Here is a 19846-nt window from a genome sequence, read left to right as displayed (position 1 = left end):
TCGACGGAAAGAGTGAGTCGTGATTGAAGAAACACTGGCAGAGGCCAGAGAGAAGATGGACAAGGCCGTGGAATTCACACAGGAGGACTTCTCGTCCATCCGCACAGGCCGCGCCAATCCCGCGCTGTTCGCTTCCATCGAGATCGAATACTACGGCGCGCCGACGCCGCTGCAGCAGCTGGCCTCATTCCAGACCCCGGAAGCCCGCACGATCCTCGTGACTCCCTACGACCGTGGAGCGCTGGGCGACATAGAGACTGCTCTGCGCAACTCGGACATCGGCGCCAACCCCGCCAACGACGGCAACGTCATCCGTGTGGTGCTCCCGGAACTCACCGAGGAACGCCGCAAGGAATACGTGAAGATCGTCAAGGGCAAGGCCGAAGACGGCAAAGTGTCGATTCGCAACATCCGACGTCACGCCAAGGAGACCCTGGAGCGCATCAAGAAGGACGGCGACGCCGGTGAAGACGAAGTCGCACGCGGAATCTCCGAACTCGACGATCTGACGAAGAGCAAGGTCGACAGTGTCGACAAGCTTCTCTCCCAGAAGGAAGCTGAGCTCCTCGAGGTCTGATGATTTCGTTGACTGGGCCAGACAATCCAGCATCAGATCCGGCTCCCCTCGGGGAGCCGGATCCGGTTGCGCATACGTCAGGGCCTGATACCCCGTTCCCGAAGCGCAGAGACCTGCGCAACTCCGGCAAGGACTACTCACCGGAAGATCCCGAGACCAACCCGGCCGCGGAGACCGGGCAGGACGTCCCCGAGGTGGCAGAGAAGGACTACGGCAAGGCCGGACGGAACCTGCCGGCTGCGATCGGCATCGGGCTGCTCATCGGCGGAGTCGTCCTGGCCTCCCTCATCGTCTTCCCGATCTCCTTCCTCTTCATCATCCTCATCGCCATCGTCGCCGCGATGTGGGAGCTGGCCAACGCGCTGTCGCGTTCTGGATCACTCGTGTCGCGGATACCGACCATGGTCTCAGCCGCCTGCATGGTGCTCGCGACCTTCGTCGGCGGCCGCGAGGCACTGTGGGTGACCTTCGCTGCCAGCGCCGGCGCGGTCATGCTCTTCACGATGGTCGAGCGACGCAAGAACGCGGTCAAGGATGTTTCGCTGTCCCTGTTCGCGCTGACCTATGTCGGACTCATGGCCTGCTTCGTCGTGTATCTGCTGACCCAACCCGACGGCAATCTCTACGTCATCCTGTTCCTCGCCAGCGTGGTGGCCTCGGACACCGGCGGCTACGTCTTCGGCGTCCTCTGGGGCAAACACCCGATCGCACCGAGGATCTCCCCGAAGAAGTCGTGGGAGGGGTACATCGGCTCGGTGATCTTCGCAGCAGCAGTCGCGACTACCCTGGCTCTGACTCTCTTCGATGCTCCGTTCTGGACCGGGCTGGTCTTCGGCGTCGTCATCCCAGCCTTCGCCACGCTCGGCGACTTCAGCGAATCGATGATCAAACGCGATCTCGACCTCAAGGACATGGGAACTCTGCTGCCAGGACACGGCGGTGTCATGGACCGACTCGATTCGATCCTGCCCACCGCCCCGGTTGCTCTGGTGATGTTCTCGGTTCTGCCCGGCTATCTCTGATCCGCCGCGGTCCGACTCGTACCGGCGCCACTCACACGTCGATGCTCGTACCGGCGCCTCTCACAGGCCGGTGACTCTCACTCATCCGCCGTGGCGGCGCACACACCCCACGAGAATTGGTCTCATGAGACAATGGGCGAGTGAGTTCTCAAGCAGGTAACAGGCAGACCCGGCCCGTCGTCGAACATGCAGACGGCACGACGTCGAAGACACCGACGCGTGATGGCCGTCCGCTGCTCAATTTCAAATCTCCGCGAGCCAGTCAGCCGAAGCAGCATCTGGCCGACATGACGATGGACGAACGCATCGACGCGGTCAAGGAGATGGGACTGCCCGCCTTCCGTGCGAAGCAGATCTCGACCCACTACTTCTCGCACTACCAGACCGACGTCGAGTCCATGACGGACCTGCCCAAGGATCTGCGGGCGGACCTGCAGGAACGGTTCTTCCCCCACCTCCTGACCGAGGTTCGTCGTCTGCGAACCGAGAACGGCGACACGATCAAATTCCTGTGGCGCCTCTACGATGGCGCGCTCGTCGAGTCGGTGCTGATGCGCTATCGCAACCGCGTCACCCTGTGCGTCTCCAGCCAGTGCGGCTGCGGTATGAACTGTCCCTTCTGCGCGACAGGGCAGCAGGGTCTGACACGCAATATGTCCGCGGCCGAGATCGTCGAACAGGTCATCCGCGCCAACCAGGTCATCGCCGCCGGCGAACTCGCACCGGCGCCCTCAGGCGACATGCCGGCGGAGGGGGAGACAGCGCTCGGTGCCGAATCCGATGAGGACCAGGGTGAGACCTCTGAGGCCACGGTCGACGCATCGGGCACGACCACCTCGGCGACGGGACCCGAGCGGGTCTCCAACATCGTCTTCATGGGCATGGGTGAGCCCCTGGCCAACTACAAGCGAGTGATGAACGCGGTGCGCCGGTTCGTCGAACCCGCACCGCAGGGATTGGGAATGTCGGCCCGCCGGATCACCATCTCCACTGTCGGTCTGGTCCCGGGCATCAACAAGCTCGCGGCCGAGGACATCCCCGTCACCTTCGCCCTCAGCCTCCACGCACCCGATGATGAGCTGCGCGATGAGATGATCCCGGTCAACACCCGGTGGAAGGCCGATGAGGCCATCGACGCCGCGTACAACTACTACCAGGTGACGGGACGTCGGGTGAGCATCGAATACGCGCTCATCAAGGACATGAACGATCACCCCTGGCGGGCAGAGCTGCTGGCGAAGAAGCTCAACGCTCGCGGTCGCGGCTGGGTCCACGTCAATCCGATTCCGCTCAACCCGACTCCGGGCTCCGTGTGGACCGCGTCGGAGCCGGAGGTGGCAGACGAATTCGTGCGCCGGCTCATCGACCAGGGGATCCCCACGACGATCCGCGATACCCGCGGATCGGACATCGACGGAGCCTGCGGACAGCTCGCCGCCGCCGACTGAGAACTCGCGAACACGCATTTTCCGCATCCGCCATTTATCATGGTGGAAATGACCAATACGCACGATTCGCTTCTGGAGGCAACATGGCGGACACGACTTTCCCCCGAATGTCCGGATGGAAGAACGGCTACGACCCGAAACAGGTCGACAGCTTCTTCAAACGTGCGCGTGAATCCTTCGAACGTCCCACCCCACAGCCCGGCGACCTCGACTCCCGGGCGGTGCGCACTGTCGGCTTCGATCTGGTGCGCAAGGGATACCACGTCGCCGTCGTCGATGCCGCACTCGACCGGCTCGAAGACGCCTTCGCCAAACAGGCACGTGACCGCCTCATCGCACAGTCGGGCCAAGACGCCTGGGTATCTGAACTGACACGTGTGGCCTCGTCGCTGCGGGGACGCCTGGTCCGCGAACCCGGTGAGCACTTCGACAATCCGGCCCCCGGCGTCATCGGCTACGACATCGAACAGGTCGATGACATGTGCGAAAAGGTCAATGCCTACTTCACGCAGGGTGTCGCGATGAGCGTCGACCAGGTTCGCCGTGTCCTGTTCAAGACGGCCAAGGGCAACAAGGCCTACGACGAGGACCAAGTCGATGCCTTCATTGACCGCGTCGTCGAAGTGATGGCCTCCGTTGACTGATTTCCACTACTTCGAACAGCCAAGCGACACCTCATCGGGCACTCTCAACCCTGTGTTCGAGCTGCTCGACTACCCGATCGTCATGGGCGGTGCCGATGACATCGTCCTGACCGGTCCGACTCCGGACAGACCAATGGTCGATGGCCGCGAGGTCACCGATCCGCGGCTGATCAAAGCACTGGCGAAACCTGATGAGCTCGACCGCGCCGAGGTGCTCGACCGGAGCGCGAAGTTCGCCGGAGTCCTCCGTGCCATGGGGATCACCGGCGGCGATGGTGAACGGATCCTCATCGCCGAGGATGTGCCGCCGATCTCGCGGGCGCTGAGCATCCTCGGTGCGGTCCGCATCGGACTGAGCATCGATGTGCGCTCGGAACCCGCCGGCGACAGCACATCGGTGTTCGTCCACCCGATCGAAGCACCACCCGTCGAATCGGGACGGGCGTCGGTCAAGGCCATCCGCTCACGCTTCGAAGGCGTGGGAATCGCGATCGCGGGGGAGACAGCGAATCTCGACCAGGCGATGAGAGACTCACGAGTCGAACCGACAGAAGTGGTCGCATTGACTCCGGACCAGACTCTCATCCACACCGACGAGAAGTCCCTCGACGCACGATCGAGCCTCGAGTGGCTGTCCCGGGAGATCTTCGCTGAGGCCTGACGCCTCCGCTCCAGACGAATCTGCGCAGCTGGACCAGCCCGCGGCGGTGGCCCGACTGCGCGCGGCAGGGTGCGTCTTCGCCGAGGACGAAGCCCGCATCCTCATCGATGCTGCGGCGTCCTCTGGGCAGGTGGCGAGTTCGCCTGGCCTTGCAGCTGAGAGGAGCAACAGCCTCCTGGCCGAGCTCATCGCCCGCCGAGTTGCCGGCGAACCTCTCGAGCAGATAGTCGGATGGGTCGAATTCGCAGGGCAGCGACTACACGTCGCACCCGGCGTGTTCGTGCCCCGGCAGAGAACCGCGCTGCTGGCGAAGGCGACGATACGCGCCGTGGAGGCAGCCGGGGCGGGGGCACGGTTCCTCGAAGCTTTCTGTGGAGTCGGGCCGGTGGCCACCATGGTGTCCCGGGCACTCCCGGAAACGCAGATCCACCTCGGCGATCATGACGATACGGCGCTTGAGTGTGCACGTAGGAACGTCGGACCAAGTGTCAACCGCCACCGACTCGCATGTCTGTTGGGTCTGCCGCAGTCTCTGCTGGGCAGCTTCGACGTCATCTCTGCAGTCCCGCCCTATGTTCCCGACGCTGCCGCGGAGTTCCTCCCCAGAGAGGCGATCGAGCATGAGGCACTGACAGCGCTGTTCGGGGGAGCCGACGGTTTGGATCTCGTGCGCAGCCTCATCCGGGATTCAGGCGAGTGGTTGGCCCCCGGAGGTGTGCTGCTCATCGAACTCGGCCGAGAACAGCGGCACACGGCCGCTGACTTCGCAGAGGTCAGGGGATTCAGCGCCAGTTGCATCCTCGGCGATGACGAGCAGACCACGGTGCTCGAGCTGCGGCGACTGGGCCCAGCGGGCCACACGACTTCAACTGATGCCTGACACTTGCGCCCGACAGTTGTACCCGCGCAACGACGCCTCACAGTAATGCCCGACGCCTGACGCCCGGCAGTAGCGCCCGCGCAACGACGACAACCGCTTGCCAAAGAGGGAGTACAGCATTTGTGCTGTACGTACACACTTCCGGCAAGCGGTTGCTGTTTCATCGCTAAGAGCAAGCGCGGCGCGGTCGTAGCTGCAGCTGCAGCTGCTGGCGCTGGTGCTGCCGCTGCCGCACCCGCTGGTGCACCAGCGCCCAGCGCTTGAGCGTCAGTTGGCGAAGGCGTTGATTCCGGTGAGGCTGCGGCCCAGCGTGAGCTGGTGGACCTCGTGGGTGCCCTCATAGGTGAGCACGGTCTCGAGGTTCACGGCGTGGCGCAGCGGTGGGTATTCGCTTGTGATACCCGAACCGCCGAAGAGTGCGCGCAGATCACGGCACACGTTCATCGCGGAGTCGACGTTGACCATCTTGCCCAGGCTGATCTGCTCGGGACGCACGCCCTTCTCCGAGTCCTTGAGCTTGCCCAGATGAGCAGCGAGCAGGGTGATCTGCGAGTACTGGCCGAAGGCCTTCGCGAGCTTCTGCTGGCTGATCTGGAACGAAGACAGCGGACGGTCGAACTGAATGCGGGTCCCGGTGTATTCCAGCGCGGACTGCAGTGCGTCCCGGGCAGCGCCGGTGACGCCGAAGACGATTCCGTAGCGGGCCTCGGACAGGCACGACAGCGGACCTTTCAGACCCTTGGCCTTGGGCAGCATGGCGTCTTCGGGCAGGCGCACGTTGTCGAGGACGATCTCGCCGGTGATCGAGGCACGCAGTGAGATCTTGCGGTGGATCTCTGGCGTCTGGACGCCCTCGGTGTCGCTGGGGACGACGAATCCTCGGACGACGGGCTTGCCCTTGGAATCGGTTTCCTCGGTCTTGGCCCAGACGACCATGACATCGGAGACGGGGGAGTTCGTGATCCACATCTTCGCGCCGTTGAGGATCCAGTCAGATCCGTCCTTCTTCGCGGTCGTCTTCATGCCCGAGGGGTCGGAGCCGACATCCGGTTCGGTCAGACCGAAGCAGCCGATGGCCTTGCCTGCCGCCATCTTCGGCAGCCATTCTTTCTTCTGCGCCTCGGAGCCGAAGTGGTGGATGGCGAACATGGCCAGTGATCCCTGGACCGATACGAGCGAGCGCAGACCCGAGTCCACGGCTTCGAGCTCCCGGCAGGCCAGACCGTACTGGGTGGCGGTGGATCCGCCGCAGCCGTAGCCATCGAGGTGCATGCCGAGGAGGCCGAGTTCGCCGAGTCCTTCCGCGAGCTCTCGGGCAGGAATCGTGGCGTCGAGGAAGTAGTCGCCGATCTTGTCGCGAACGTTCTCATCAAGCCATTTCTTCACGATCGACGCGAACTCGAGGTCATCTTCCTCGAAGACCGAATCCAATCCCAGAATGTCGTCGGGGCTCAGCGTTGCACTCATAAAAACCTCTCTCGCCATTGATTCGCATTGCATATCTCACGTCGCCGATGACGCCGATGTCGAGTCATTTCCCAGAGAACTTTGGCATTATCGGTAGGCGTGAGCAAACGTAGAATCATTGTAGTCGGCTCGACCGGTTCGGTCGGCACCCAGGCCCTCGACGTCCTGACAGAGAACGCAGCGGACTTCGAGGTCATCGGGCTCGCTGCCGGAACCCAACTCGATGCGCTGGTCGTCCAAGCTCTCGATTTCTCGGTCCCTGTCATCGGTCTCACCAGCCCACCCGAGGGCGGCACGAGTGAGATCCGGCAGCGCCTGGAGGAGGCCGCAGGTGAACGCGGGATCAGTGATCCCGTCCGTGAGATCCACGTGGGCCCCGATGCCGCCGAGGTGGTCGCCGGGGCAGCTGCCGACATCGTCCTCAACGCGGTGACCGGAGCCGCCGGACTCGGTGCGACCCTGGCCGCGCTCGAGCGCGGCACCGACGTCGCGCTGGCGAACAAGGAATCTCTCATCATCGGCGGCTCGATCGTCCTCGATGCTGCGGCCCGCACCGGAGCCGCCCTGATCCCCGTCGACAGTGAGCACTCCGCGATCGCCCAGGCCCTGCGCTCGGGCACCCACGGCGAGGTGAGCAAGCTCGTCATCACAGCCTCCGGCGGACCGTTCCGCGGCATGACCCGCGATGCGCTGCGCCGTGTCACCCCGGCTCAGGCACTCAAACACCCCACCTGGTCGATGGGATCGATGATCACCATCAACTCCGCGACCCTGGTCAACAAGGGCCTTGAAGTCATCGAGGCCCATCTGCTCTTCGACATCGACTTCGACCACATCGAAGTCGTCGTCCACCCGCAGTCCCAGATCCACTCGATGGTCGAGTTCAGCGACGCCTCGACGATTGCGCAGATCTCCCCGCCGGACATGCGCCTGCCCATCGCCTATGCCCTCGGCACTCAGAGTGACGGTCAGACTCGGCGGCTGGCATCCGGGGCGGTGGCCAACAACTGGGGACAGCCGATGCACTGGTCCTTCGAACCCGTCAACCACATCGCCTTCCCGGCACTGGGCCTGGCCGTTGAAGCAGGACGGAAGCGAAAGAGCTTCCCCGCGGTGTTCAATGCCGCCAACGAGGTCCTCGTCGAGGCCTTCGTCGGCGGTGAGATCCCATTCACCGGAATCGACCAGGGAATCGAACGGGCGCTGCAGGCCCACGAACCCTTCGCCGAGCATACGGTCGAGACCGTCCTCGCCGCCGACGCCTGGGCTCGCGAGTTCGCCCGCCAGGACCTGAGATCCCAGACCGCGTCCGCACACGGCAAGACCCTCGGCGGCTCCTGATATGACAGTCGTCCTCTACATCATCGGCATCGTCCTGTTCCTGATCGGGATCTCGATCTCGATCGGACTCCACGAGCTCGGCCACCTGACACCGGCGAAGAAGTTCGGAGTCAAGGTCACCCATTACATGGTCGGCTTCGGCCCAACGGTCTTCTCCTTCCGCCGCGGCGAGACGGAATACGGCATCAAGGCACTTCCTTTGGGCGGATTCATCGCCATGCCGGGAATGTACCCCCCGCTCAAGGCGACGACGCGCCGGGCCGGCTCGACCTCAGACGCCGCTGCCCAGCACGCTGACGACGCGCTCGGCGATGACCACCTCGGCGATGGTGCGGCTGAAGGAATCGCCAACACCGACCTCGCCACCGATGTTCCCAGCCGCCCACGGAAGCAGCGGCGCGGACGCCTGTTCGAGAACACGATGGCCGATGCCCGGGAATTCTCGAACCAGGAGATCGAACCGGGAGAGGAGCACCGGACCTTCTACGCCCTGAACGTGCCCAAACGACTCGTCGTGATGTTCGCAGGCCCCCTGGTCAACCTCGTTCTCGGGATCATCATCATGGCGATCTCACTCATCGGCATCGGTATCATGACCCCGACGACCACAGTGCAGACCGTCGTCGAATGCGCGGTGCCCGCCTCTGAAGCAGCGGAGCGTCCTGCGGACCAGAAGAAGAGCTGTCAGGACGATGATCCGCTCACCCCCGCATGGGAAGCCGGAATCAAACCAGGCGATGACATCACCTCGGTCGCCGGTGTCTCCACCGACAGCTGGGACGAACTCTCCGGCGTCATCAAGGACCATGCCGGCCAGCGGGTCGACGTGGAGTTCACCCGCGATGGTCACACTCAGAACGTCAACGTCCCGATCATCGCCCATGAGCAGGCCCGCGTCGATGACAGCGGACAGCCCGTGATGAACGCCGACGGCACACCGCAGACCGTGACCGAGGGGTTCTTCGGCGTGGGACCCGTCCAAGAGCGTCAGGCGCTGCCGCTGAACGAGTTCCCCGGTGCAGTCTGGGACCAGGTCAGCGGCGTCTTCCACGCCATCGTGACCCTGCCGGTCAAGCTCGTCGACATCGCCGAGGTGGCCACCGGTTCGAAGGAACGTGACGCCGAGGGGCTGGTCGGGATGGTCGGAGTCGGTCGGATAGCCGGCGAGATCGTGTCGACGGACCAGCTCCAGATCGTCGACAAAGCTCAGGTGGGGCTGGGCATGTTGGGATCACTCAACATCTTCCTGTTCGCCTTCAACATGATCCCGCTGCTGCCGCTCGACGGCGGACACATCGCAGTGGGCCTCTACGAGGGCGCCCGCCGGCAGATCAACAAGATCCGCGGGCGCGGCAGGATCGGCCCCTTCGACACGGCCCGGCTGCTGCCCCTGACCTACGTCGTCATCGGTCTGATGCTGTGCATGACGGCGCTGCTCGTCTACGTCGACCTCGTCAAACCCGTCACGCTCGACGCGATCTTCAACTCCGGGTAGATAGACTCCGGAGAGGCACCCTCAGCTGCTCAGCGAGATCGTCTGCACCTCGCCGAGGTGGTCCAAGCTCACCGTGATCGTCGCCGTCGTGTTCGTCGCAGGCGTGTTCGCCGAGTCGGATTCGCCTCCGGTCCGCGAGTCAGGAACCGTCACGGTCCCCTTCAGCGGGGTCGTCATGGTGACATCGTCAGGTGTGAAGGGCTGAGTCAGCTGGAGCTCGTCTCTCCACGCGTCGAATCGTTCACGCCGTTCGGCACGGGGCTCGTCGAGGTCCATGTTGATGGTGAAGAGTTCGTCGGCGACGCTCTCGTCGAAGTCGATGACCAGGTTCGCTGCCCGCAGCACGGTCGCGGACTGTTCGGGTGCGACTGGGTGATGAGGTGCCGGCACCGAGGTGGAGGTGCGTGTCAGCCGCAGACCGGGATCGCCGGTGGCCGCGGCCCACCCTGCGTCGATGGCGTCTCTGACGGTGCTTTCGGCCGGGTAGTACGTCGTATTGCCGAACACGACTATGCTCAGTCCCAGGTCCGGGAACCAGCGCATGTGCGAGCCGTACCCGGGGTAGCCGCCGGAATGGCAGATGACGCGACCGAAGCGGGAGTCGAGACGGGGCTGCAGGCCGAAGCCGTAGTTCACGGATTCGGTATGGTGCTCGCTTCTCTGCACCTCGACGAGTCGGTGCGACTGCTGGTTGTCCGTCAGGATCCGCGGCAGTGCTCCTGGCGCATAGCCGTCGAGGTCATCCAGGGCGTCCATATGGGCATTCATCCAAGTGCCGATGTCGTTGACCGTGGAGATGACTCCGCCGATGGGGGAGAAGACACCTGGGCCGGTGAGTTCGGCCGGGTGACCCTCGCCGCTGCGGTCGATGCGGATGCCGGACATCAGGTCTGGGAAGTCGGCGACGTCGAAACCGGTGCGGCTGAGACCGAAAGGATGCAGCACCTCGGCGGTGACGAATTCGATGAACGACTTCCCGGTCACGGACTCCGTGACGAGGCCGAGGAGTGCGTAGCCGAGGTTGGAATACTCGTATCCGGTGTCGGCTGGAGCGATGGGGATGGCTCCGCGCTTGATGTAGTCGATGAGTTCGGTGCGCGTCATCGCCTCCACCCGATCGGCCCACGGGTCGTCCTTCGTGAACCCGGTGCCCATCGTCAGCGCCTGCCGACAGGTGCGGTCGGCAATCGATGTGCCTGCGAGTTCGGGGATGATCCGGTCCAGCGGGCTGTCAAGATCCAGGCCATCGGCGGCGAGCAGACCGGTCGCGGCGGCCGTGAACGACTTCGTCATCGACGCGATCCGGTACGGAACGTCGCCCTTGGCAGCTATCCCCGTCTCGCCTCGGCGAAAGACACCCCAGGCGAGTGTTCCGCCCTGCTCTGCGAGGGCATCGGCTGCAGCCTCGAGGCGACCGACGATGGCCTGGACATCGGGGTGGGTGAACGGCACGGAAGCTCCTCGGCTCACAGACATCTCCTCTATTCGGATCTACTCGGATCTACTGACCGGACGGCAAGTTTCCTTCACAATACCTGCGAAATGATGCTGTGGTGAGCGACCACACCGTGGTCGAGGAGCCCGGACACGGTTTGAAGTCCTACAATATGATTGACTCGAACGATCAGTCTGGTCACTAGTCGTCAATGAAGGGATTGTCTTCGTGACATCGGTCAACCTCGGAATGCCTGCTCCACCACCTCCTGTGCTCTCGCCGCGACGGAAGACGAGACAGATCCAGGTCGGAAAGGTCGGCGTCGGTTCCGATTTCCCTGTCAGCGTCCAGTCGATGACGACGACTCAGACCACAGACATCAACGCCACCCTGCAGCAGATCGCCGAGCTCACCGCCTCGGGCTGTGACATCGTGCGCGTGGCCTGCCCGTCGCCCGATGATGCTGCGGCACTGCCGGCGATCGCGCAGAAGTCGCAGATTCCGGTCATCGCCGACATCCACTTCCAGCCGAAGTACGTCTACGCCGCGATCGACGCCGGCTGTGCCGCTGTGCGCGTCAACCCCGGCAACATCCGCAAGTTCGACGACCAGGTCAAGGAGATCGCGAAGGCGGCAAGTGACGCCGGAACCTCGATCCGGATCGGTGTCAACGCCGGATCCTTGGACAAGCGGATCATGGAGAAGTATGGCAAGGCCACTCCGGAGGCGCTCGTCGAGTCCGCTGTGTGGGAGGCATCCCTGTTCGAAGAGCACGACTTCCACGACTTCAAGATCTCCGTCAAGCACAACGACCCTGTGGTCATGGTTCGCGCATACGAGATGCTCGCCGAGCGCGGTGACTGGCCCCTGCACCTGGGCGTGACCGAGGCCGGACCTGCTTTCCAGGGCACGATCAAATCCGCCACAGCCTTCGGCTCACTGCTGTCGCAGGGCATCGGCGACACGATCCGCGTCTCGCTCTCCGCGCCACCAGTGGAGGAGATCAAGGTCGGCAACCAGATCCTGGAGAGCCTCAACCTCAAACCTCGCAAACTCGAAATCGTCTCGTGCCCGTCCTGTGGACGCGCCCAGGTCGACGTCTACACCCTCGCGGACAAGGTCACAGCTGGCCTCGAAGGCATGGAAGTTCCTCTGCGAGTCGCTGTCATGGGCTGCGTCGTCAACGGTCCCGGCGAAGCACGCGAAGCCGACCTCGGTGTGGCCAGCGGCAACGGCAAGGGCCAGATCTTCGTCAAGGGCGAGGTCATCAAGACCGTGCCCGAGGCCCTGATCGTCGAGACTCTCATCGAAGAGGCCAACCGCATCGCAGCGGAGTCCGACGCCCCGTCCGGATCTCCTGACGTCGTCGTCGGCTGATACCAGACCTATCCGAAAAGCTGCCCGGTGTGTGAGGATCAGAACAAGGAGGCTCTCTCGTGCTGAGAGTCGCTCGTCTGGGACATCAGCACACCGGTTGGCTGAAGAGTCTGCTCGCGCTCAACCCTTGTGAGAACGTCTACCTCATCGCGCTGCTCGAAGTCACGGGGACAGCGCAGATGGGCTCGCCCGCCGGTTCGCTGCTGGGTGTCTTCGATGGCGACCGGCCGGTGGCAGCCTACTGGGTGGGCGGCAACATCATTCCCGTGGCTGCGACCCCGGGAACGAACCAGGCACTGGCGCAGAAGCTCAATGCCGATGGGCGCTACTCCTGCTCCCTCATCGGTTCCCGTGAGATCATCCTCGATCTGCACAGCCGCCTGAACTGGGGACGCCCCCGCGGCGTCCGTGACCGGCAGCCGCTGCTGGCAATCAGCTCCGACCCCTTCATCGAACCCGACGAGGCGGTGCATCTGGTCACGGTGGAACAGTTGCCCGCGGTGTTCTCAGCCAGTGTCGACATGTTCACCAACGAGGTGGGCTTCTCTCCGATCGAAGGCGGCCAATCGAGCTACCTGGCTCGTGTCCGCAACATCATCAGGGGTAAGAACTGCTTCGCGCGCATCTCGGACACACTGCCCCAAGGTGGTCCGGTGCGACGCTGGCCTGCGACGGATCAGTCCGAGCAGGTGCTGTTCAAAGCAGACATCGGCATCCGGGCACCGAGCATCGTTCAGGTGCAGGGCGTCTGGGTCCATCCCGACGTACGGCAGCAGGGTCTGGGTGCTGCAGGAATGGCGGCAGTCGTGGCGCAGACCAGGGCGGCCGGGCACTCCACTGTGAGCCTCTACGCCAATGATTACAACGAGGTGGCCCTGCGCATGTACACACGTGTCGGCTTCGAACAGGTCGGCACCTTCGCCACGATCATGTACTGACCCACCGCAGCGACGGCTTCAAGGCGGCCTCCGACCATCCACGGACCGGCCTCCGACCGGCCTCCGACCGGCCACGGACCGGCCACGGACCGGCCTCTGGCTTGTGACAACGCGTGGCAGAGCTCCGCGCCGAGAGCAGAGCTTCGCGTCGAGGGCAGAGCTCAGGATGGAGAGCCGACTTCAGGGAGTGTGCTTTCGAGGCTGCGATCGTCTCTCGACGACGTCAGTCGCAGTGACGGCTGCGACGGCAGGAGCCGCGACGAGACGAGAGGAGTTGCAGCGAAGGCTTCAGGGATCTCGGCGACGGCTTCAGGGATCTCAGGGGTCTCGGCGATCTCGGTTCCGAGGCTTGGCCATGTCGCCCAGGAACTTCTCCATCTCCCGGCGGTCCTTCTTCGTCGGCCGACCCAGGCCTTTGTCTCTGCGAGGGACGAATCCGCGCAGAGCAGGATCCGGTGGCGGGGTGAGATCCTCATAGCACTGCACGGCGATCGATGACTGCGGACGTGTGGGTACGAAGCCGGTGATCTTCCAGATGAACTCGGTGCTGGCCTTGCGTACGCGCACCTCTTGGCCGATGGAGACCTTCTGCGCTGCCTTGACACGCTGACCCTCGACTTGGACATGACCGCCACGGCAGGCCTGAGTAGCCAGGTTTCGGGTCTTGAACATCCTTGTCGTCCACAGCCACACGTCCACGCGAACGTGCTTGCCGGGTGAGCGGTCAATCTCCACAGTCAGCCTCCACTACCTCAGAGTCCACCGTCGTCAGCGCCGGTGCTCGGGCTCACGATGTCTGCATCGCGACGCAGGGCGATCTCTGCGCGGCGGGTGAATGTCTGGGCGGGGCGGCCGCGTCCCTGGGACACGGCCTGACCGGTGGGTGCCAGCAGCGGCAGCATCGTGCGGCGGAAAGTGTCTGCCTGCAGGTCCTCTCCCGAGACGATCTCATGCAGCTCACGCAGCTGCCGCAGCGAGAACTCCTCCGGAAGCAGCCCGAACGGGTCGGGCGTGCGTTCATGCAGCGAACGCAGGCGGTGGACCGCAACTCGGACGATCTCCTGATGCTCTGCGCTGAGCTCACGGACCGAATGCACGGGTGCCAGCTTGCGCCGGCGCGCGTCCTGCGGGTCGGGCTCTGTCTCCGGGGAACTCGCGTCTCCGAATCCCACATCTCTCGTCGACAGCACGTCGAGGTGTGCCACCGAGATCACCCACCCGCGATCGTCACGATCGGGCTGGTCGAAGACATGGAGCTGGACTGGGGCGCGGTCGATGAGCCGCGCCTTTTCGCGCAGGCACCGGGCAACCGCCTCGGCGAGTCGCTCCTGGGGTCGAAGAATCGACCCCGGCAGCTGCCACGCGCCGTCGCCGGAATGGGTGAGGAGCACGTGCAGGCCACGTCGGGGGACGGGGCAGAGGACCGCGGTGTCGACCGCGACCGAGGGCCGCGGGAACTGCGTCAGTTGAGTGGAATCAGGCATGCTCTTCGTATCGGTCAGCGAGTCGGTCGGGTAAGCGAATCGGCCTGAATCGCTCAGGCCCTGGTGGACGTGTGTGCCCACCAGTCTAATTCGCTTCCACCACCTGACGAATCCAGGCCCTTCACCTGACGAATCCGGGCCCATCACTCGACGGATCCATGGTCGGCTCGCGGCAGATTCGGACCTGCCAGATGACTGTTCTCGCTCGCCGGTCTGATCGGTTCTGCCTCATAATTGCCGTGCGGATACTCGCGTGCGATAGTGTTCGATCTGAGTCTTGACAAGTTGAGGAGTATCACCCATGGCCCTGCGCATGTCGTCCCTGTTTGTGCGAACCCAGAAGGAGGACCCGGTCGGAGCCGAGGTCGCCAGCCACAGACTTCTGCACCGTGCGGGATACATCCGCCGATCGGCCCCGGGGATCTACACATGGCTGCCGCTGGGACTGAAGGTCCTGGGCAAGATCGAAGCGATCGTGCGCGAGGAGATGGCCACAGCCGGATCACAGGAAGTCCATTTCCCTGGACTGCTGCCCGCCGATCCGTACCGGAAGTCCGGACGCTGGGAGGCCTTCGGCCCCGATCTGTTCCACCTCAAGGACCGCAGGGACAACGACTACATCCTCGCCCCCACCCACGAAGAGGTCTTCACCCTCCTCGTCAAGGATCTCTACTCCTCCTACAAGGACCTCCCGCTCTCGATCTACCAGGTCCAGACCAAATACCGTGACGAGGCCAGGCCCCGTGCAGGCCTGTTGCGCGGACGCGAGTTCATCATGAAGGACGCCTACTCCTTCGACATCGACGACGCAGGACTCGACGCCTCCTATGAAGCGATGCGCGTGGCCTACCTGCGGGCCTTCGCCCGACTCGGCGTGCCCTGCCTGCCGGTCAAGGCCACCCCCGGAGCCATGGGCGGATCGGGCACCGAGGAATTCATCTACCCCTCCGAGGTCGGTGAGGACACCTTCGTGCGATCACCCGGAGGGTACGCCGCCAACGTCGAGGCCGTGACCTCGATCGTGCCCGAGACGATCCCGTTCGAGAACTCACCTGCAGCTCACGTCGAGGACACCCCTGACACACCCACCATCGACTCCCTCGTCGATGCCGCGAACGCAGACCACCCCCGCGAAGACCGCGCCTGGACCGCCGCCGATACGCTCAAGAACGTCGTCTGCGCCGTCACCCACCCCGACGGCACCCGCGAGATCATCGTCATCGGTCTGCCCGGTGACCGTGACGTCGACCTCGACCGCGCCGCCGGCACCGGAATGCTGGGCAACGGCGAAGTCGATCTCGAAGCCGCCACAACCGAAGACCTCGTCGCTCACCCGGAGCTCGTCAAAGGCTACATCGGACCGGGCCTCGACCTCGACAACCAGGTTCTCGGCCTCGAGGGCACCTCGAAGCTCCGCTTCCTCCTCGACCCACGTGTCGTCGAGGGCACCCGCTGGATCACCGGCGCCAACGAACCCGGCCGGCACGTCTTCGACCTCGTCGCCGGACGCGACTTCACCGCTGATGGCACCATCGAAGCCGCCGAGGTGGTCGTCGGTGACCCCGCACCCGACGGTTCGGGCCCGCTCGAGCTGGCCCGTGGTGTCGAGATCGGTCAGATCTTCAAGCTCGGCCGCAAGTACGCGGAGTCCCTCGACCTCAAGGTCCTTGACCAGAACGGCAAGGCCACGACCGTGACCATGGGCTCCTACGGCCTCGGCGTCACCCGCGTCATGGCCTGCATCGCGGAGGAATACCACAGCGAATCCGGTCTCCTCTGGCCTCAGCATCTGGCCCCAGCTGATGTGCACATCATCGCCGCAGGCAAGGGTGAGGACATCGCCGCGGCCGCCGAGAAGCTGACGACCGAACTCGAATCCGAAGGCGTGACCGTCCTCCTCGACGACCGCCTCAAGGTCTCACCCGGCTTCAAGTTCGCCGACGCCGAACTCATCGGCATCCCGACCGTGATCGTCGTCGGTCGTGGCCTGGCCGACGGAGTCGTCGAAGTCCGCAACCGTCTGACCGATGAGAAGTCAGAACAGCCCGTCGCCGAGGTCGTCGCCTCCACCGTGGCCACGATCCGTGACGCCTACGCCACGGCCGCCGCTGCGGCAGACGCCGCAATCGCGGAATCATCCGCACGGTGAACCGACGCAGGTGATGGAGGCACTCACCGCAGGTATCGATGTCACCCTCAGCATGCTTCTGTGGCTCTTGGCCGCAGGAGTCCTGGCCGGATGGATCGATGCCGTCGTCGGCGGCGGAGGTCTGATCCAGCTGCCGGCGTTGCTGCTGGTGCCGGGAATGACACCGGTCCAAGCGGTCGCCACGAACAAGGTGGGCTCGATTGCGGGGACGACCGCCTCGGCGGTGACCTATCTGCGCAAGATCACCCCGGACAGGTCGGCGACGATCCCTGCCGCTGCCACGGCATTCCTCGGAGCCGTCTTCGGCGCCAAACTCGCGACCTTGGTCCCTGGTGAGCTCTTCACACCGATCATCCTCGCCGCTCTCATCGGGGTCGGACTCTTCACGGTCCTCAACCCCAGCCTCGGCGCCGATGCGAGCCTGCGCTTCGGGGAGTCCTCGAAACGTCATCACGGGCTGTCGTGGCTGATCGGGCTCACGATCGGCGTCTACGACGGTGTGCTCGGCCCGGGCACCGGATCCTTCCTCGTCATCGCGTTCGTCACAGTCATCGGATTCTCATTCCTCCAGGCCTCAGCCACCGCGAAGGTCATCAACTGGGCGACGAACTTCGGGGCACTGGTCTTCTTCATCCCCGATGGCCAGGTCGTATGGGCGCTCGGTCTCGTCGTCGCCGTGGGCAATGTCGCCGGCGGAATCTTCGGTGCGCGCACGGCCCTGAAGAAGGGATCCGGATTCGTGCGAGTCATCTTCGTCGTCGTGGTCTCCGCGATGATCATCAAACTCGGCTACGACGTGATCTCCGGCCTCATCCACTGACCGCTGTCATTCCCGTGCCGCCCTACTGCTACCTGGCGGCGGCCCAGCAACCTCGCGCAAGGTTGCTGGGCCGTCGCCAGGTAGTTGGGGAGGGGATCAGCCGATGGGTTTGAGCGCGTGGGCGTTGACGCCGGCGACGTCTGCTCCCGACAGTGCCCGCGCAACCCACAGCGAGCGGGCGGCATCGGCCAGCGCCCCGGTCGATCCGCTGCGGGCTGACCTGAGGTACCAGAACATGTTCGTGACCTCCCGAGCGACGGCGGCACCCATCCCGTACTGCGGGTCCATGCCCGCGCACAGCGCGAGGTCGGTGGCGAAACCGCGCAGCCACGCGGCCTGGGCCTGCGGATGCTGGGACGGAATCTCCACGAGACGATTCCACAGCACCGGCGCCAAGGTGTAGGCGGTGGGCCCCGAGAGCGGCAGCGGATCGATGGCCTTCCACGTCGAGATGCCCGCGGCGTCGGGGTTGCCGGCGAGGATGTTGTAGTAGTGCAGATCGGCGTGGACGAGCCAATTCTCCTCAGATGCGGCAAGAGTGCGCATCCAGTTGCGTGCGAAGGAGAGCAGGAGAGAATCACCAGGACCCGCCTCGGTCCAGCCGCTGAGCAGACCCGCATCGGCGTCAAAGGTGCTCAGCCATCCTGCGGCCACATCCTGGACACGCAGGAAGTCGGAATCCGAGGGAATCTCAAGCGACTTCTGCAGGGCACCCCAGACCGGGGGCACATCGGCCAGGGGCAGCACGGAGAGATTGTCCTTCGTTCGCAACCGTTCCTGGAGGGTCACCCTGAAGCTGTGATCGTCCCTGATCACCCGGACAGCGCCGTGCCCGTTCCACATCTTCAGCGCCCGCAGAGCCTGCGCATGGGCAGCAGATGCCGCCGAGGTGGGGGCTGCGAAGCGCAGCACCCCCTGATAGTTCTCCTGAGTCAGAACCGGGATGACGAGGCTTTCGCAGCCGGCCCAGGGTGAGCCGGGGACCTCGTCGAAGCTCAGCTTCCACCGGTCGAGGAGCTCATTGGCCATGAAATCCAGTGCGGCGACCCAGGACGAGGTGCGGTACTCGCCGATGATGTCGCGAGTGGAGTTGTACAGGACCGGTGGGACCTTCACTGCTGCGCCTCTGCCTCTCCCGAATCCCCGGGATACGAGTACCGGAGCACCTGCGGGCTGGCGAAGACCGTGCGGGTTCGAGCCGACTCCCACAGCCGCAGAGCGGCCCCCGAATCCCTCTGCAGCCAGGGAAGGATCGCTGCTGCAACACCGTCTTCGAGGGCCAGAGCCAGCTCTTTCGCGGTCTCCGGGTCACTTGGGATGGGGTCGAGTTTCCACGAGGGAGCATCAGGTTCAGCGTTCTTCTCACCGAGCTTTTCGAGCATCTCGCCTGCCAGTGAGCCCAGGGACTCCAGTCGCGCCACGGCACTGCTGCGCTCGCGTGACTTCGTGTCGAAGTTCACGGCGAGACGCTCATAGCCATATGTCGCTGCCCTGGCCTGGTTGAGGATGTCATTCCACATCGGGGGAGAGGTCGAATCGTCTGCGGTCGGCGGCTGCGACTCGGGTGAGTTCGAAGCCCTCGCGGCGCCCGATGAGCCGGAAGCCTCTGCAGCGCGGGATTCGCGTGAGTCACGGATCAGCGCGTCGGCGCTGCGAATGATCTCGGCGCGCTCGGTGCCCGCAGTCAGCGTCAAACCGGTTGCCACGTCCACGAGGACCGGAATGAGGGGCGAGCCCAATGTCGGCACGGCGGTGAAGACGGCATCCGACACCACCTCGGCGGCTTCGATGTAGGTGCGGGGCTCTTCCGACGGTGGGGGCTCGGTGGCCATTTCGGTTGGTGGCGACCACACGGGACCGATGGCGTCCCGGAGTTTCTGCAGGTCCTCACCAGCGGTCTCCGGGTCGCCGTCTCCGGCGGTGGTGGCGGCGAGGATTCTGGCGATGCGGTTGCGCAGCTGGTTCGACTCATCGAGGGTCGGCACGTCCGGGGGAGTATCGAGTCTCACACCGCATCCCGACAGCAGGCTCAGACTCGCACCGCTCACACCGTAGAGGAGAAGAGCGCGGCGGCTGACGGGAAAACGCATAGGCCAATCCTAGCGGAT

The 19846-nt window shown here is 64.4% G+C and carries 18 protein-coding genes; 12 read left to right on the top strand and 6 right to left on the bottom strand.

Annotated features, from left to right (window positions below; genetic code table 11):
* Positions 1–19 precede the first annotated feature (19 nt).
* The 6 genes from frr (at position 20) to HX613_RS13175 (ending at position 5232) form a co-directional block, all read left to right on the top strand.
* Positions 20–577: a ribosome recycling factor gene (gene frr, locus HX613_RS13200; protein ID WP_143922505.1), complete on the top strand. Its 558-nt coding sequence runs from the start codon at positions 20–22 to the stop codon at positions 575–577.
* Positions 577–1599, top strand: a complete 1023-nt coding sequence (locus tag HX613_RS13195; protein ID WP_235345748.1) for a phosphatidate cytidylyltransferase — start codon at positions 577–579, stop codon at positions 1597–1599. The genes frr and HX613_RS13195 overlap by 1 nt, the downstream gene beginning before the upstream one ends.
* Positions 1600–1739: 140 nt before the next feature.
* Positions 1740–3047, top strand: a complete 1308-nt coding sequence (gene rlmN / locus HX613_RS13190; protein WP_143922507.1) for a 23S rRNA (adenine(2503)-C(2))-methyltransferase RlmN — start codon at positions 1740–1742, stop codon at positions 3045–3047.
* Positions 3048–3130: 83 nt separating this feature from the next.
* Positions 3131–3691: a DivIVA domain-containing protein gene (locus tag HX613_RS13185; RefSeq protein WP_143922508.1), complete on the top strand. Its 561-nt coding sequence runs from the start codon at positions 3131–3133 to the stop codon at positions 3689–3691.
* Positions 3684–4352, top strand: a complete 669-nt coding sequence (locus HX613_RS13180) for a hypothetical protein (protein WP_235345747.1) — start codon at positions 3684–3686, stop codon at positions 4350–4352. The genes HX613_RS13185 and HX613_RS13180 overlap by 8 nt, the downstream gene beginning before the upstream one ends.
* Before the next feature lie 46 nt (positions 4353–4398).
* Positions 4399–5232, top strand: a complete 834-nt coding sequence (locus tag HX613_RS13175) for a N5-glutamine methyltransferase family protein (RefSeq protein WP_235345746.1) — start codon at positions 4399–4401, stop codon at positions 5230–5232.
* A 267-nt stretch (positions 5233–5499) separates the two neighbouring features.
* Here HX613_RS13175 and HX613_RS13170 read toward each other — a convergent pair whose 3' ends face one another.
* The gene (locus HX613_RS13170; RefSeq protein WP_235345745.1) at positions 5500–6699 is read right to left on the bottom strand and encodes an acyl-CoA dehydrogenase family protein; all 1200 of its coding nucleotides are present in this window, start codon (positions 6697–6699) and stop codon (positions 5500–5502) included.
* 99 nt (positions 6700–6798) lie between these two features.
* On the opposite strand from HX613_RS13170, the gene dxr reads away from it, so the two are divergent.
* Together dxr and HX613_RS13160 are read left to right on the top strand one after the other, a co-directional pair.
* Entirely contained in the window at positions 6799–8040 is a 1242-nt protein-coding gene (gene dxr, locus HX613_RS13165) for a 1-deoxy-D-xylulose-5-phosphate reductoisomerase (RefSeq protein WP_235345744.1), read from the top strand.
* 1 nt (position 8041) lies between these two features.
* The gene (locus tag HX613_RS13160; protein WP_235345743.1) at positions 8042–9535 is read left to right on the top strand and encodes a M50 family metallopeptidase; all 1494 of its coding nucleotides are present in this window, start codon (positions 8042–8044) and stop codon (positions 9533–9535) included.
* A 21-nt stretch (positions 9536–9556) separates the two neighbouring features.
* Here HX613_RS13160 and HX613_RS13155 read toward each other — a convergent pair whose 3' ends face one another.
* Positions 9557–11005 (bottom strand): serine hydrolase domain-containing protein, encoded by a 1449-nt coding sequence (locus HX613_RS13155; protein WP_235345742.1) that lies wholly within the window; start codon positions 11003–11005, stop codon positions 9557–9559.
* Between the two features lie 193 nt (positions 11006–11198).
* On the opposite strand from HX613_RS13155, the gene ispG reads away from it, so the two are divergent.
* Both ispG and HX613_RS13145 read left to right on the top strand, forming a co-directional pair.
* Entirely contained in the window at positions 11199–12347 is a 1149-nt protein-coding gene (gene ispG / locus HX613_RS13150; protein ID WP_235345741.1) for a flavodoxin-dependent (E)-4-hydroxy-3-methylbut-2-enyl-diphosphate synthase, read from the top strand.
* A gap of 59 nt (positions 12348–12406) precedes the next feature.
* Positions 12407–13285: a GNAT family N-acetyltransferase gene (locus HX613_RS13145; RefSeq protein ID WP_235345740.1), complete on the top strand. Its 879-nt coding sequence runs from the start codon at positions 12407–12409 to the stop codon at positions 13283–13285.
* A gap of 318 nt (positions 13286–13603) precedes the next feature.
* Here HX613_RS13145 and HX613_RS13140 read toward each other — a convergent pair whose 3' ends face one another.
* Positions 13604–14020 carry an RNA-binding S4 domain-containing protein gene (locus HX613_RS13140; RefSeq protein ID WP_143922516.1) on the bottom strand — a complete coding sequence of 139 codons (417 nt, stop codon included), beginning with the start codon at positions 14018–14020 and terminating at the stop codon, positions 13604–13606.
* A gap of 17 nt (positions 14021–14037) precedes the next feature.
* Positions 14038–14769 (bottom strand): NUDIX hydrolase, encoded by a 732-nt coding sequence (locus tag HX613_RS13135; protein ID WP_235345739.1) that lies wholly within the window; start codon positions 14767–14769, stop codon positions 14038–14040.
* Between the two features lie 301 nt (positions 14770–15070).
* On the opposite strand from HX613_RS13135, the gene HX613_RS13130 reads away from it, so the two are divergent.
* Positions 15071–16918, top strand: a complete 1848-nt coding sequence (locus tag HX613_RS13130) for a proline--tRNA ligase (protein WP_235345738.1) — start codon at positions 15071–15073, stop codon at positions 16916–16918.
* Positions 16919–16931: 13 nt separating this feature from the next.
* Positions 16932–17738, top strand: a complete 807-nt coding sequence (locus HX613_RS13125) for a TSUP family transporter (RefSeq protein WP_235345737.1) — start codon at positions 16932–16934, stop codon at positions 17736–17738.
* A gap of 96 nt (positions 17739–17834) precedes the next feature.
* On the opposite strand, the gene HX613_RS13120 is transcribed toward HX613_RS13125, so the two are convergent.
* Positions 17835–18854: an aminoglycoside phosphotransferase family protein gene (locus HX613_RS13120; protein WP_235345736.1), complete on the bottom strand. Its 1020-nt coding sequence runs from the start codon at positions 18852–18854 to the stop codon at positions 17835–17837.
* A complete protein-coding gene (locus HX613_RS13115; protein WP_235345735.1) occupies positions 18851–19828 on the bottom strand; it encodes a hypothetical protein in 978 nt (325 codons plus the stop codon). The genes HX613_RS13120 and HX613_RS13115 overlap by 4 nt, the downstream gene beginning before the upstream one ends.
* Positions 19829–19846: the final 18 nt, after the last annotated feature.

The sequence above is a fragment of the Brevibacterium sp. UCMA 11754 genome (assembly GCF_021532275.1).
In the GTDB taxonomy this organism is placed as follows: Bacteria; Actinomycetota; Actinomycetes; order Actinomycetales; family Brevibacteriaceae; genus Brevibacterium.
The sequence above is the reverse complement of the archived record's forward strand: the minus strand, read 5'-3'. Positions and strand labels throughout refer to the sequence as shown.

Coding starts and splice junctions, on each gene's coding strand:
- HX613_RS13170 (WP_235345745.1), bottom strand. CDS start 6,699: ATGAGTGCAACGCTGAGCCCCGACGACATTCTGGGATTGGATTCGGTC.
- HX613_RS13115 (WP_235345735.1), bottom strand. CDS start 19,828: ATGCGTTTTCCCGTCAGCCGCCGCGCTCTTCTCCTCTACGGTGTGAGC.
- HX613_RS13125 (WP_235345737.1), top strand. CDS start 16,932: ATGGAGGCACTCACCGCAGGTATCGATGTCACCCTCAGCATGCTTCTG.
- HX613_RS13135 (WP_235345739.1), bottom strand. CDS start 14,769: ATGCCTGATTCCACTCAACTGACGCAGTTCCCGCGGCCCTCGGTCGCG.
- HX613_RS13160 (WP_235345743.1), top strand. CDS start 8,042: ATGACAGTCGTCCTCTACATCATCGGCATCGTCCTGTTCCTGATCGGG.
- HX613_RS13185 (WP_143922508.1), top strand. CDS start 3,131: ATGGCGGACACGACTTTCCCCCGAATGTCCGGATGGAAGAACGGCTAC.
- HX613_RS13195 (WP_235345748.1), top strand. CDS start 577: ATGATTTCGTTGACTGGGCCAGACAATCCAGCATCAGATCCGGCTCCC.
- HX613_RS13130 (WP_235345738.1), top strand. CDS start 15,071: ATGGCCCTGCGCATGTCGTCCCTGTTTGTGCGAACCCAGAAGGAGGAC.